Annotated in this window: 13 protein-coding genes; 3 read left to right on the forward strand and 10 right to left on the reverse strand. The window is 49.2% G+C overall.

Annotated features, from left to right (window positions below; translation table 11 throughout):
* Positions 1 to 18 precede the first annotated feature (18 nt).
* The 3 genes from AADH33_RS00315 to AADH33_RS00325 all read left to right on the forward strand — a co-directional run bounded on the left by AADH33_RS00315 (position 19) and on the right by AADH33_RS00325 (position 2,496).
* Positions 19 to 408, forward strand: coding sequence for a hypothetical protein (locus AADH33_RS00315; protein WP_348549191.1), 390 nt, complete (start codon positions 19 to 21; stop codon positions 406 to 408).
* Between the two features lie 282 nt (positions 409 to 690).
* The gene (locus tag AADH33_RS00320) at positions 691 to 1,623 is read left to right on the forward strand and encodes a DJ-1/PfpI family protein (RefSeq protein ID WP_348549192.1); all 933 of its coding nucleotides are present in this window, start codon (positions 691 to 693) and stop codon (positions 1,621 to 1,623) included.
* Positions 1,624 to 1,744: 121 nt separating this feature from the next.
* Positions 1,745 to 2,496, forward strand: a protein-coding gene (locus AADH33_RS00325; protein WP_198411581.1) for an IS5 family transposase whose coding sequence is annotated in 2 segments (ribosomal slippage) — positions 1,745 to 1,973 and positions 1,973 to 2,496 — 753 coding nt in all. Because the reading frame shifts where the segments join, the coding sequence is not laid out codon by codon here.
* 43 nt (positions 2,497 to 2,539) lie between these two features.
* Here AADH33_RS00325 and AADH33_RS00330 read toward each other — a convergent pair.
* From AADH33_RS00330 to AADH33_RS00375, 10 genes are all read right to left on the reverse strand, one after another.
* A complete protein-coding gene (locus AADH33_RS00330; RefSeq protein ID WP_348549193.1) occupies positions 2,540 to 3,862 on the reverse strand; it encodes a valine--pyruvate transaminase in 1,323 nt (440 codons plus the stop codon).
* A gap of 246 nt (positions 3,863 to 4,108) precedes the next feature.
* Positions 4,109 to 6,727: an ABC transporter permease gene (locus tag AADH33_RS00335; RefSeq protein WP_348549194.1), complete on the reverse strand. Its 2,619-nt coding sequence runs from the start codon at positions 6,725 to 6,727 to the stop codon at positions 4,109 to 4,111.
* Entirely contained in the window at positions 6,717 to 7,418 is a 702-nt protein-coding gene (locus tag AADH33_RS00340; protein WP_348549195.1) for an ABC transporter ATP-binding protein, read from the reverse strand. Before AADH33_RS00340 ends, AADH33_RS00335 begins: the two co-directional genes overlap by 11 nt.
* A gap of 68 nt (positions 7,419 to 7,486) precedes the next feature.
* The gene (locus AADH33_RS00345) at positions 7,487 to 8,272 is read right to left on the reverse strand and encodes an arylesterase (protein WP_348549196.1); all 786 of its coding nucleotides are present in this window, start codon (positions 8,270 to 8,272) and stop codon (positions 7,487 to 7,489) included.
* Positions 8,273 to 8,370: 98 nt separating this feature from the next.
* A complete protein-coding gene (locus tag AADH33_RS00350; protein ID WP_143507068.1) occupies positions 8,371 to 9,711 on the reverse strand; it encodes an MFS transporter in 1,341 nt (446 codons plus the stop codon).
* 287 nt (positions 9,712 to 9,998) lie between these two features.
* On the reverse strand, positions 9,999 to 10,244 hold the full coding sequence (gene nqrM / locus AADH33_RS00355; protein ID WP_075101264.1) for a (Na+)-NQR maturation NqrM: 246 nt from the start codon (positions 10,242 to 10,244) through the stop codon (positions 9,999 to 10,001).
* A gap of 121 nt (positions 10,245 to 10,365) precedes the next feature.
* Positions 10,366 to 11,451: an FAD:protein FMN transferase gene (locus AADH33_RS00360; protein WP_348550000.1), complete on the reverse strand. Its 1,086-nt coding sequence runs from the start codon at positions 11,449 to 11,451 to the stop codon at positions 10,366 to 10,368.
* 302 nt (positions 11,452 to 11,753) lie between these two features.
* Positions 11,754 to 12,989, reverse strand: a complete 1,236-nt coding sequence (nqrF, locus tag AADH33_RS00365) for an NADH:ubiquinone reductase (Na(+)-transporting) subunit F (RefSeq protein ID WP_348549197.1) — start codon at positions 12,987 to 12,989, stop codon at positions 11,754 to 11,756.
* Between the two features lie 121 nt (positions 12,990 to 13,110).
* Positions 13,111 to 13,719 (reverse strand): NADH:ubiquinone reductase (Na(+)-transporting) subunit E, encoded by a 609-nt coding sequence (gene nqrE, locus AADH33_RS00370; RefSeq protein ID WP_075101261.1) that lies wholly within the window; start codon positions 13,717 to 13,719, stop codon positions 13,111 to 13,113.
* Positions 13,719 to 14,390 carry an NADH:ubiquinone reductase (Na(+)-transporting) subunit D gene (locus AADH33_RS00375; protein WP_075101260.1) on the reverse strand — a complete coding sequence of 224 codons (672 nt, stop codon included), beginning with the start codon at positions 14,388 to 14,390 and terminating at the stop codon, positions 13,719 to 13,721. The genes nqrE and AADH33_RS00375 overlap by 1 nt, the downstream gene beginning before the upstream one ends.
* Between the last annotated feature and the right edge of the window lies 1 nt (position 14,391).

Genomic DNA, 14,391 nt, shown 5'->3' on the forward strand with positions numbered 1-14,391 from the left:
TATATACGGAAAACACCAGTGGATTTTACCGCGTTTAAAATCAATATCATCGACGTCACAGGCCTAGCCAAAGATGCGCTGCACATCTATGTCGGTGTCGGGGTATATCTGCTGTGCCTGCTGATACTGCGCCCTCTTATCAAAAACCAAAATCTCAGAGCTTTTATGGCACTGCTGGTGGTGGTGAGCGTGGCGCTGCTCGGGGAATATCTAGATAATCGCCATATCATCATTCCAAAAGGGGTGTTTGCGCTGGAAGTCTTGGATATCAAAGCCAGCCTACACGACCTGATAAACACCTGCCTGCTGCCCTTGGTGCTGTATGCGGCCAATAAATGGCTAAAAATATTTCAGCCTACCCCCCATACCAAAGCCTTACTCAAGCGCCATAAAAAAATGGACGGCTAAAGCTAGCTTCTGCTGTCGCCCGTCACTATAGTCAATCCGATATAAAAACGATACAGCGAGAAGACACGTGGTTTTTCTTAGCCTTGAGCGGCGCAGGCACAGCATGCAAGAAAAATTTGTACCAGTTGCAGGTTTATAAGCGGCCTTATTTTTACAAAGCTTACGAAACATAAAAAGTCTCGTCTATTTTACGTCTCCTTATTTTGCTACTTTACAGGTGTCATCTTTTTTGATGAGGCCAATACAAGTCATAAAACTATAAGCAATAAAAAAGGAAGTACGATGAATATCCAAGATCTATTAGACAAGGCCAAAGACACCTTGGGGTTAGAGCCGCAAGAGATAGAGGCAGGCGTTTTTATACCCTCCCCATCCTCGCTAAAAATAGCCGCACCGAGTAAGACCAACTACGATCATACCGAGTACGACGACCCCTATACCGGCGATAAAAAAATCATGATGGTCTGTACCCAAGAGCAGTATATGACCATGAAAAACGGTAATAAATTTAAGACCGGTAATCACCCTGTAGAGATGATGGTGCCGTTATTACACTTTAAGCAAGCAGGCTTCGATGTCGATGTATTTACCCCAACCGGTGAGTCTGTAAAAGTCGAGCAGTGGGCGATGCCAGAGGATGATGACGACGTCAAACAACTCTATAGCGAGTACGAGACCAAGTTTGAAAGTCCAAAAAGTATCGCGGATTTTGTCAAAAATGACATGGCTGATAATGATGCCAGTGACGACTATGCAGCGATTTTTATCCCTGGTGGTCATGGCGCGATGCTCGGCCTGCCGGAGGATAAAAACTTTGGTGAGTTGCTGCGCTGGGCGTATAAAAACGATTTGTTTACCTTGGCGATTTGTCATGGACCAGCAGCGTTATTGGCGGCTAATCTAGATAGCCCTGACCGCTCCGATAAAAAGGCAAATCAAGACGATGCTGGCAGTCGCGACTTTATCTATAAGGACTATAAAATGGTGGCGTTCCCCACTGCGATGGATAAGCAAATGCCAAAAATTGGTTATTTGCCGGGTGAGTTAACGTGGTACTTTGCGGATAAGTTAGAAGATTTAGGCGTTACCATTGACAATAAACTGGCCTCGGGGCAAACGTATCAAGATCGTAAGCTAATCTCAGGTGATGGGCCGCTCGCAGCCAATGACTTTGGTAAAATAAGTGCCAAAGCGTTGCTAAACGCGCTTAATTAACAGGTTTTGATGCGTTTAATCCAAAAAAACGGACTATTTATTAGGGCGTGTCCCTAATCTGGAAAAGCAAGTATAAAGCCTTTAAAATAAAGAGACTATTTACCACATGGCTCTCTAAATTATGGCAAGAACAGTGCTCAATGATAATACATGGGAACAACTCCAAAGTACCATGAAAGCTCATGGCTGTCATACTTGGAAAAACGACAGACAAGTTATGGAAGCCATATTGTGGAAACTTCGTACAGGAGCCCCATGGCGTGATATACCGAGTGAGCTATGTCCATGGAAAACCGCCTATAATCGATTTAACAGGTTGTCAAAAAAAGGCTTATGGGAGCAATTTTTTTTGACCTACGAGCAAGTATTGATGAAGAATGGGTATTCGCAGACGGAAGCTACATCCGCTGTCATCAGCATTCAAGCGGCGCCAGACGAGGAGAGCTTCGAGCCACTGGAAAATCTCGAGGTGGAACAACCACCAAGATACATCTCGCCGTCGACTCGCATGGAAACCCGATTGATTTTAAAATCACTGGGGGTGACGTCCACGACAGCCAAGCGGTAGATGACATCATAGAGATGTTAACGGATGCGACCTACTTCATTGCTGATAAAGCTTATGATTCTGAAACCATTAGAAACAGGCTAAAGCAAGACAACATAAGCCCTGTCATCCCTAAAAGAAGAAATGCTAAACAACCAGATGTAGCGTTTGATCATTATTTATATAAGCTACGACACTTAGTTGAAAACACGTTTGCAAGGCTAAAGCAGTTCCGTAGTATTGCGACTCGATACGAGAAATTGGCTCGTAATTATAAGTCTATGCTGTATCTAGCTTGTACTATGATTCATTGCAAACTGAATTAGGGACACGCCCTAGTCCGTTTTTTACATTCAAAAAGAGCAGGTTTTACTTAGCCTCATCATATAGCTTTCGTACCACGTCACCAATCACTGCAATGCCTTTGGCCAACGTGTCTTCATCCGCCGCGATACTCATCCGAATACACTCATGCGCGTGTTGATAGTCACTGATATCGACACCAGGGAAGAAATACTGACTTGGGACGATAAGCGTGCCTTTTTCTTTGAGAATATCGTAAAGCTCAAGTGTGGTAATCGGTAAATCCTTAAACCACAACCAAAAGAATATCGCCCCCTCAGGCTTATGAATCATCAATGGATAATCACCCAGCTCGTTCTGGAGTAGGGCAACCGCGGTTTTCGCTTGCTGCTGATAAAACGGCTTAATTTCGTTATCGGACAAGTCTTTAATTGCATCGTTTTCGACCAGAGGCGTGGCGATAGACGCCCCAAAGCGCGTGGGCGAGAGATTCACCACCGCATTCATCGCGCTGACCGCTGCGATGACCTCAGGCGCGGCCACGATAACTCCCGTACGCACCCCCGGCAAGCCAATCTTGGACAGGCTAAAACACAAAATGGTATTGTCATCCCAATTGAGCGTGACGTCTGAATAAATAATATTGGGGAAGGGCATACCATACGCATTATCGATGATTAGCGGTACCTCATAGCGACGCGCAATCTTGGCCAAGCGCGACATCTCTTCATCGGTCAACACATTACCGGTTGGATTGGTCGGGCGTGAGCAGCAAATCGCGCCGATACGACCTTCGGTCAGCGCGGGCAAGCTCTCTAACGCCTCAAAATCCACGCGATATTTGAAGAAGCCGTCTTCGCCCTCATGCGTCACTTCTTCAATATGCGGCAACACAGCGGTAAAGTGCTGACCCTCTATATGCACATCGCTATAGCCAATATATTCAGGCGTCAGCGGCAATAATATGGATTTATCGATAGATTCGTTTTTTTCGTCAACGAAAGCGCCGCCAAACAAATTAAACAAAAAGAAAAACGCATTTTGTGAGCCATTGGTCAGCGCGATATTATTCGCCGTGAGATTCCAATCATAATGGCGATTAAAGAAGCCCACCAACGCCTCGATAAAGGCGGCATCGCCTTGCGGGTTGGAGTAATTGGCCATGCTACTCGTCGCCGTGCTATTGGCCTCCTCACAAAAGCTACCATCGCTGCCTAGCGCTTGATACGTCTGCAGAAATAACTCATTGACCGCATCGATCCGCGCCGGATTACCACCGCCGAGCATATTGACTGGCTGATCGCTTTTGAGCGCATCGCCTAGATCATCCATAAGCTGAGAGATGCCGGTCGGCTGGGTAAATTTCTGACCAAACTTGGAGAATTTCATAAGGTTACCGTGCTGTTTTAGAGAAGTGTAAGGGAGGATTTAATCGATAAAGTCAGGCTAGTATAGCAAAAGGTTTCTATAAAATAAGCAATCTGCGCGGCTGATATTGGTTTATATAGTTGTGTCTTAAGTAAAAAAACGCCCACTATATCCATAGTGTGCGTTTTGGTTTGAGGGTTTAGGAATTCAGAGATTTGGGGCGGAATTCTTGCAAAGCTAAAATTGAGTACAATTTTTTAACGCTTCTCAAACCATCGCCCGAACCCGAGCCATAATCCCGCGTCCAATCACCAAGCGTACATAAATAATAGCAATACCAAATAACAAGGCAACTAATGCTGCACCGCCAATGCTTAAGCTCATCCATGGCACACTATAGCGTAAGTCAAACCATTGGGTAATCGCAAACCACGCACCAACACTAGCGATAGTCATCGCAAACACCGCCGCACTAATCCCAAGCACGCCAAGCTCTAAGATATTGAGCATATATAAATCGCGCTTTTGCATCCCCAGCAAGCGAAATGAGGCGCTCTCGGTCATACGGTCCTGTGAGGTGGACAGCAGCGAGCTGATCAATACCATGACGCCTGTTAGCAATGCCAGTAGAGTGAAGACATAGACCAAGCGGCTCATTTGCACGACCAGCTCTTGGACTTGCTCGGCGATAGCGGTACCGTCAATGGTGGTGACAGCAGGGAACTTGCGTACCAGCTGACCTTGTACCTCGGCGATACGGTCCTCAGGGATATGCGCGGTGGCAAACTGGATTTGCGGCGCGCTGGACAGCACCGATGGCTCAAACAAAAAATAAAAATACGGACTCGGGCCACGCTCGAAGCGCGAGCGAATACTGGTGATCTCACCGGTCAGCTCGATACCCTGAATATTAAAGACGATCTCATCGCCCATGTCGACATTGAGCAAACTGGCGGCCGTATCCAAGATAGATAGGGGTGCTATGGTCTGCGCGGCGTTGCCATTATCGGTATGATCGGTGGTGATAGGCGCATAGAGCGCGTTTTTTTCTAGAGAATCAGTGATGAACTCAGTATCCATCACCGTGTCGGCGTAGCTTAAATTAAACACTCGCGCCGGATCATCAAAACCTTCTGTAGGCTCGATATCTTGTACAGGCACGCCGCCTGCTGCCACCACCCGCGCCCGAATGACTGGGTAGTAGCTCACTGGCGCATCGATAATGGTGCCGATCGCCGCATGCTGCGCGCTTTGCACATCGAGCAAAAATATATTGGGCGCGTCTGCAGGGTAGGTGTTGATAAACTGCTCGTTGATACTGTGATTAAGCGTGGTGATAAGTGTTAGGACGGCGACCGACAGCGATAAGGTGACGAAAAACAGCGCCGATTGGTTGCCTTTGCGCGCCAAATTATGAATGGCGATACGCTGCATCCAGCTGATACGGCGGCGCGAGGCCAGTTGTGCCAAGAGCCATAGCCAGCCACGAGCAAGCAGCCAAAATATCGCGACAAAGCCAATCAGACCGATCAGCAGCTGCGCGCCCAGTAGCCACGAGCCCACTTCATAAGCAAAAAACACATACAGACTTGTTAGCATCAGCCCGTACCATAGTATAGGCAGGCGTCGATACCATGGCAGGTTTTGATTGGACTGACTTGCGCCTTGATTGAGCAAGGTTGCAGGTTTGGTGTGGTTCAGCGGGCGTAAACCGCGCTGGGCGATGACAAAGCTCAAGAGCAGCGCGATGATGATGGTTTTTAGGACGCTAATGGGGTTGATCGCTAGCGCCACATCGGCAGGTAAGATAGCGCCAAGGTAGGGCTGACTGACCTGTAGTAAGCCGGCACCAAGGATACTCGCTGCGATACAAGCGATGACGGTGGTCGTAAGTAGTAACTGATAGTAGCTGCGTTTGAGCGAGGCAAGCGGCTCACCTAAGGCGAGGCGAATGGCGTTGTTTGGCTGCTCTTTGCTGACAAAGGCACTAATCACCCCATACATCGCCACCGCAGAGAGCAGGAGGACGGCGATGACCAATAGCTTTAAAAACATCAAGACATTATCAGAGATACGCGAGACAGACGTATCCGCTGACTGAGCGTCAGACAGCTCGATATCAGGATGGCTTACGAGTAGCTGCTCAAGCGTTGCGTGCTGCGCCGCTATCGTCTCGGCATCTCCTGCCATCTCGATACGGTAGTTGACACGGCTGCGCTGCCCCAATAGGTTGGTGGTTGCCAGCGCTTGTTGCTGCATCAAGACCCGTCCGCCAAAGCCAAAGGCACTTAAAGGGCGATCTGGCTCTTTGGTCAGTACATCACGGATGGTAAAGCGTCCATCACCGATGGTGACGACATCGCCGACGGTAGCGCCAAGACCATTTAGCACCTCTGGCGCGACGATGATGCTATCGGCTGTCAGCTGTTGCCACAGCGGTTGTCCGGAGGCCAGCTCGACGTCGCCATATAATGGATAAGCAGGAGAGACGGCTTTGAGCTGTGTCAGCAATGTCTGCTCTGCGCTCACCACCATCGCACTAAACTGATGGTCGTAGACGACTTGGCTGGCAGGCAGGGTGTTGACTTGTACCATGACCTCGCTTGGCCAGTCTTGTTTGCTGTTGAGTATCAGATCGCCGCCGACCAGCGCTCGCTGATTGTCAGTGATGTAGCGATCGACGGACTGCTGGATAGAGTCCAGAGTCAGATAAGTGGCCAGCGATAGCGTCAGCGTCAATAAAAACAATACCGGATACACCCAGCGTCGCCACCAGCTACGGGTGAGGGCTTGCGCGCCTAACGTGCGAGTAAACAGCGGACCTATCAGGCCATGAGATTGGGTTGTAGCAGACTGGGTTGTAGCAGCGCTTGGTTTATTTTTCATCAGCGTTTGACCCATCTATCATACCGTCATGCATGGTGATGACTCGATCGGCCATGTCAGCGAGTGCTGGATCATGCGTCACGACGACCAGCGCCGAGCCTGTCTGCGCACGCAAATCTAGCAATAGCTGTATGACCTGCTCGGCGTTTTGCTCATCCAAGTTACCTGTCGGCTCATCGGCAAAGACAATCTTTGGCTGGGCGACCAGCGCGCGCGCCACCGCTGTGCGCTGCTGCTCACCGCCGGATAGTTGACTGGGCAAGCTATCACGTCGATGGCCGAGTCCGACTGCTTCGATTAAGGCATCGACCCGCGCAGGATCAGCACGACGCGCGATATCTAGCGGAAAAGCGATATTTTCGCGCACGCTCAAGGTCGGCAGTAGATGAAACGACTGAAAGACAAAGCCCATCTCGCGCTGACGAATCACCGCTAGCGCATCTTCATCAAGCGCGCTTAGCGTTTGTCCAGCCAGCGTAACCGAGCCACTATCGGGATAATCTAGCGCGGCCAGTAGACCCAGTAAGGTGGATTTACCTGAGCCTGATTTGCCCATAATCACCACAAATTCGCCGGCATCGACATGGATGCTGACGTCTTTGATGATGGCCAGTGATTGCTCACCGACTTGCACGGTTTTATGTAAATGCGCGGCACTGAGTATGGCGTTACTGGTAAATGTGGAGGTCATGGGACAGTTCCGGTTGGTTGGTTTAAGGCCATAAGGCATCGAAGTGAAGCAGCTACAGATAAGCGCCTTTAATTACGCTCACTTTCGACTATTTTTTCTAGCTTAGGCGTGAGCACTGGCAAAACATTTTCATTAACGATCATGCGATAGCCCTCTTTAGTCGGGTGAATGGCATCCGCTTGGTTGAGGGCGGCATCACCGCCCACCCCGTCCAAAAAGAACGGAATCAGCGTAACCCCCGTGTCTTCGGCGATGCGCGGATAAATCGCGGCAAACGACTCTACGTAATTTGAGCCAAGATTGTCATAAATCTGCATACCGCCCAAAATGACTTCGCTGCCACCTGCTTGCAAGCGTTCGATGGCGGTACGGATTTTATTTTCGATAGTCGCCACATCGATACCACGCATGGCATCGTTGGCACCGATGGTCAGTATGGTGATATCAGGTTTGGTCTGTAGCACCCAATCCAAGCGATTGACCAGCCCTGTGCTGGTCTCGCCGCTCAAGCCGGAGTTCACGACTTTGACATTGGAATAGCCCATTTTTTTTAACTGAGCTTCTAGTTGGGCAGGGTAGTTATCTTCAGGCGACACGCCCAAGCCTTCGGTCAAGGAATCGCCCAGCGCCAAGATTGTCAGCGCTGCTTGCTGCTCATCCAACCGTGAGGTGGATGATGTGTCGGCAGTCTGGCTGGGTTGAGTAGTTTGGCTGATAGGCGGGGTTGGTTGAGTGCTGTCGGCCGGCGTGGTATCAGCCTTATCAGGCGATTTTTGACAACCAGTGGCGGCCATTACCATGGCTAAGAGAGCTACCACCGGTAGGTGCGAAGTCAAACGAGAAGATGGTTTCATAATACGTAGTCTGTCCTATAAGCAATCAAACCAGTGTAGCAAAATAAGATCGCGACCAATATTATGATAAGGTTACCGTGATTTAGGGTAAGCCGATGTTAAGCGTGCTTACCATCGACCATGATTGGGCGACTGACCAGCCACGCCATCACGACGTTGATGATCATCAAGATCAGCAGCATAAACAGCGCCAAGTCCCAACTGCCTGTGGCATCATGGATCCAGCCAGTACCGAGCGGACCAAAAAACGCCAGCAGATATCCCACCGCCTGCGCCATGCCAGACAACTCGCTGGACTGGTTGGCGGTATAAGTGCGCATAGAAAACAGCATCATACTTAAGGTAAAAATTGCCGAACAGCCCATGCCCATGAGCCCAGACCACAGCCAAGCAAGGTCGGTCGATAGGTACATGATGCCCAATACACCAAACACGTTTAAGGCGGCGGCAAAGACGGCCAGTGCCTGAATCGGTCGACCGCGATTGACCAGCCACGTCAGGCTCAAAATCGCCACCGGTGCCATAAACTGAAACACCGATCCCATTTGTCCAGCACTCACCGCAGACAGCCCCTTACTGAGCCAAATCGATGGTAAAAAACTGGCAACGGTATAAAACAACAAAGACTGCAGACCCATAAACACCGCAATCTGCCAAGCAAATGCTGAGCGCCATACCGAAATGTCTGATGAGCCGGTAGCGAGCGGCGCCACCACCCGTGTCGATGAGCCTAGCCGCACCCGCAAAAACACCCACAAAACCAAGGCAAAAAAGCCCAAAAGCGCCCAACCGCCAAGCGCCCACTGCCAACCAAACTGCTCAGATAACGGCAGCACCACACCTGCGACGATGCCTGCGGCGACGGTCAAGGTCAAGCTAAAGCAGCCTGTCACTAGCGGTATGTGATTGGGCGTGCGCTGTTTGATGACAGGCGCGGCCAAGGTATTGGCAAAACCGATGGCCAGCGTCAGTAATACCGTCCCGCTCAAAAAGCCAATCCAAGTCGGAATCACCGAGCGGATGACCATGCCAATCGTTAGCAGGGCAATCATCGCAATCAAGGTATTCTCAAGCCCAAAGCGCTTACCGATGGCAGGCGAGATAAGCGCGCCCAAGGCAAAAGTCAGCATCGGCACTGCGCCCAGCCAGCCAAGCTCAGTCTCAGAGATACCAAGCGCCTCTTGCACCACAGGTGCGATAGAGCCAAGCGCCACGATAGGCGCGCGCATGTTGGTCGCGAGTAATACGATCGCGCATAGCACCAGCCAAAAAGTAAAGCGTGATGATGGCGGGATGGAGGATTTTGACGCTTTTGTTTGAGAAGCAGACAGGTTTGCAGAGGTAGACATGGCAGCACGACTATTATATAAAATAAAAAACACGTCATTAGATAGCGCCGCCGCAGCACCGCTTATCAAATAACACCAGAAAAGTCTCATTAAAACGATGAGTCAGAAAAGCCGTTAGAGCTTTACAACATAGGCAGAAAGCCTGTCATATGAACTTGCTGCCCTATCAATCAGGGCAAACTTAGTATATGGATGATAACGATGAAGGTTTGATTCTAGCTTTATAAAACATCAGCGGCTTATAAAAGCTATCAAAACGAATATGGCACAAGAAAAATAGCGCCAACTCTATTTTGTAGAGTTTGACGCTATTATAAGAACAATTGATGACTAAATACTACCAGCGTATGGTAACAAACGTGGTATCTATACCTACTCTAGACAGATTTGCCTAACTGAGCGGCTTTAAGCGCGGTTTCTTGCTGCTCGGCGATGAGTGAGTCGCATTTGTTTGGGTCATTGCCACAAAATGAGCAATGCTCGTCGCCCATCAGTTTGGCCACCCCGCCGCAAGAGCCTTTTAGGGGCTTTTTTTTCACCATATATCCAATACCCATAAAGACAAAAAACAGCACAAATACGGTAAAGGTAATCGCAAGCATGGGGAGCAATTGAGTAAACATAGAGGAAACCTCGTATTAAAAATAGGGCTGTCATCTATAAAGACAACACCTTTATAGTATAGCAGATTTTTGCAGATGCCGCTTGAGTGTATCAAGATGTTTGGCGCATGCAGCTGGCAGTTTACAAGGGTTTGTCGGCACGTAATGCTTGCATCGCTGGTGTCTGTACCACTTGCCATTTCCCAATATTGTCAGCGTCTTTGGTGGTTTTTTTATCACTATCACGATCGGTATCGGCTAATACCACAAACATCGCCGCTAGGTTTTGCTTTTGAGCGACGTCTAGCGCCTGCTGATACGGCATGGCAGTCAGCGCTGTCGCCCACGCATCGGCCAGCGCCACAGACTCTGCGGCGACAGTGACAGAAGGCGCGCCGCCCGCGATGGGAGTGCCTGTGGTGGGGTCGATGGTATGGCTATAGCGCTCGCCATCAAACACCACAGAGTTGCGGTAGTTGCCAGAGGTCGCCAGATGCATTTGATTGGCCGTGCTGATAGGTTGGCGAATCGCTGATATGGTCTCGCGCTCACTGACAGTGCTGTCTTCGATAGGGGCGTCGATAGCGATTTGCCAAGGCTGTTTTTGTTTGTTGACACCAGAGGTCGCAATTTCGCCGCCTATCTCCACCATATAATTATTGATTTGATAGTCGTCTCTGAGCACATCAGCGATGACATCGACGCCATAGCCTTTTGCCACCGCAGAAAAATCCAGCCCCACGCCTTCTTTGGTTTTGTAGATGCTTTGCTGTTCTTGTACGATACTGTCAAAATCGACCAAGGCTTTTGCTTGAGCGATCTCGAGTGCAGTGGGCGGACTTTGTAAGCGCTCGACGGTCATGGTACTGCCAAACCCCCATGTCTCTACTAGGGGCATCACTGTCGGATCAAAGGCACCGCCGGACTGCTGATAGACGGTGCGCGACACCTCAAGCACATGCGCAAAGTCGGCATCGATCGCTATGGGCGTGTCTTTTCCCAGCTGGTTGAACTTAGAGATGGTAGAGTCAGATTGATAGGTCGACATGCTGTCGTTGATCTGTTGCAGCCGCTGATCAATGGCTGCTTGTATGGCCGCTTCATCCGCCCCTGCTGGTAACTGATAGCTAATATGATAGCTGGTGCCCATCGTTTCACCACTTAGGTAGTCATAGTCAGGGAGCTGCTGGCAGGCACTGAGGCTCAGTACAGCGCCTACCGTGGTCATCGTCAGTAAGGTCGGGCGTATGGATTGAGGCGCGGCAAAAAACGCGGCAAAAAATGAGGTTACATTTGTCATATGAGTCATCACAGCTTGATAAAGCAAAGGGGTGAGTGGAGCGTCAACGAATAACGGCGCTAAACCTCTCCTATTTTACACCCCTTATCACTTATAAGGCCAATAGCGTTGCCTCAGGTTACAGTTCAAGTTTTAAGTCAGTGTTTTTCTTAGCGGTCAATTTTTTGACAAAAAAAAGAGCCTCACTTGAGACTCTTTTTTTACTATCGCTTTTATTTTTGCTTTTTTACTTAACCACCGAAGTCATCAAGTAGGATGTTTTCATCCTCCACGCCCAAACTATGGAGCATGTCGATTACCGCCGCGTTCATCATCGGTGGCCCGCACATGTAGTATTCACAGTCTTCTGGGTTTGGATGGTCTTTTAGGTAATTTTCAAGCAGGACATTATGGATAAAGCCGGTCGGACCATCCCAGTTATCTTCTGGTAATGGATCAGATAGCGCCACATGCCACTCAAAGTTATCGAACTCTTCTTCGAGCTGATCGTAGTCTTCGACATAGAACATTTCACGAATCGAGCGCGCACCGTACCAAAAGCTAATCTTACGCTTAGAATTTAGACGTTTTAGTTGATCGAAGATATGCGAGCGCATCGGTGCCATACCAGCACCGCCCCCGACGAAGATCATCTCAGCATCGGTATCTTTGGCAAAGAACTCACCATACGGGCCTGATACCGTCACCTTGTCCCCAGGTTTTAGGCTAAATACCCAAGACGACATCTTGCCCGGCGGGATACCTTCAGGACCACGCGGCGGTGGACTGGCGATACGGATATTAAACTTGATGATACCTTTTTCTTCTGGGTAGTTGGCCATCGAGTACGCACGAATAACAGGCTCATCAACTTTTGAGACGTATTTGAAGACGCCGAACTTTTCCCAGTCTTCACGGTACTCTTCGCCGATATCGAAGTCTTTGTAATGTACTTCATGCGGCGGCGCTTCTAGCTGTACATAGCCACCAGCGCGGAAGTTGACTTCCTCACCTTCTGGAATCTTAAGTACCAGCTCTTTGATAAAGGTTGCCACGTTATCGTTAGAGACAACTTCACATTCCCATTTTTGTACATCAAAAAACTCAGGGTCGATCTCAATTTTCATGTCTTGCTTGACAGCTACCTGACAGGCTAAGCGCATGTGATTGCGAATCTCGCCTTGCGTAAAATAGCCTTCTTCGGTGGGCAGGATAGAACCGCCACCTTCAATAACGCGGCAACGACACTGCGCGCACGTACCACCGCCACCACAAGCTGAAGATAAGAAAATACCTTCGCTTGCTAGGGTTTGCAGTAGCTTACCGCCCGCTGGTGTCACAACGTCATTATCGGGATTATCATTGATATGGATGGTAACGTCCCCTGAACTGACCAGTCTTGAGCGCGCCGCCAAAATAATGGCGACAAGGCCCATGATGATCAAGGTAAACATAGCAACGCCACCAATCGCCGTAGCATAATCCATGATATGTATCCTTAATCTATGGAGTAGGGGAGTAACAGGACGCCCAGCGTCTACTGCTCCCCCTACCGAATAAATGAATTAAATAGGTCAAATCGCTAACTAGGCTTTTCAGCGTAGCGGTTTAGATTGACATACCGCCAAAAGACATAAAGCCAAGTGACATCAGACCAACCGTGATAAAGGTAATACCAAGACCACGCAGCGGTGCTGGGATATCTGAGTATTTGAGCTTTTCACGGATGCCAGCCAATGCGGTAATCGCCAATGCCCAACCAAAACCTGCGCCCACGCCATATACGACCGATTCGCTAAAGTTGTAGTCACGCTCCACCATAAACAGAACACCACCCAAGATGGCACAGTTGACAGTAATCAGCGGTAAGAACACCCCAAGCGCGTTGTACAAGCTTGGAACGAACTTATCTAAGAACATCTCTAGAATCTGTACGGTCGCAGCAATCAGACCGATGTAACTGAGTAGGCCTAAGAAGCTTAGGTCAATATCAGGAAAACCTGCCCATGCCAGCGCCCCACTTTTTAGGATAAACTGAAACAACAGATTGTTTAGCGGTACGGTGATGGCCATCACGACAATGACCGCGACCCCAAGACCTATGGCCGTTGAGACTTTTTTGGACACTGCCAAAAAGGTACACATACCTAAGAAGTAGGCCAGCGCCATATTCTCGATAAAGACTGAGGTTATAAATAAACTAACATAGTGTCCCATTAGTGACCGCCTCCATGTACCATGCCTTTAGATTGCGGCTTCATGACAAACTCAGCGTCTTCAACTTGTTCTGGTTTCCAGATACGCACGATGGCGATAAACAAACCAATGATAAAGAACGCTGACGGTGGTAGTAATAACAAACCGTTTGGAATATACCAGCCGCCATCAGTGACAGGCTGCAAGATGGTGATACCAAACCAGGTACCGGCACCGAGTAGCTCACGGATGGTTGCGACAAATAACAATACCGCTGAATACCCAAGACCGTTACCGATCCCATCCAAAAAGCTAGGGACAGGCGGATTGCTCATGGCAAAGGCTTCGGCACGGCCCATCACGATACAGTTGGTAATGATCAAGCCAACGAAGACCGATAGACCTTTACTCACATCATAAGCCACCGCTTTTAGTACCTGATCGACCAAAATAACCAACGAGGCAATAATCGTCATCTGGACGATGATACGGATGCTCGATGGAATTTGCTTACGGATGATAGAGATAAAAAAGCTCGAAAACGCCGTTACCAGTGTCAAGGCCACACACATCACCATGGCGTTGGCCATGCTGGTGGTGACTGCCAATGCCGAGCAGATACCTAGGATCTGTAGGGCAATGGGGTTATTGTCAAAGATAGGCGTGGTTAAAATACTTTTGGTGTCAGCCATG

This window comes from Psychrobacter sp. KFRI-CH2-11, from assembly GCF_038239325.1.
GTDB classification, from domain to species: domain Bacteria; phylum Pseudomonadota; class Gammaproteobacteria; order Pseudomonadales; family Moraxellaceae; genus Psychrobacter; species Psychrobacter celer.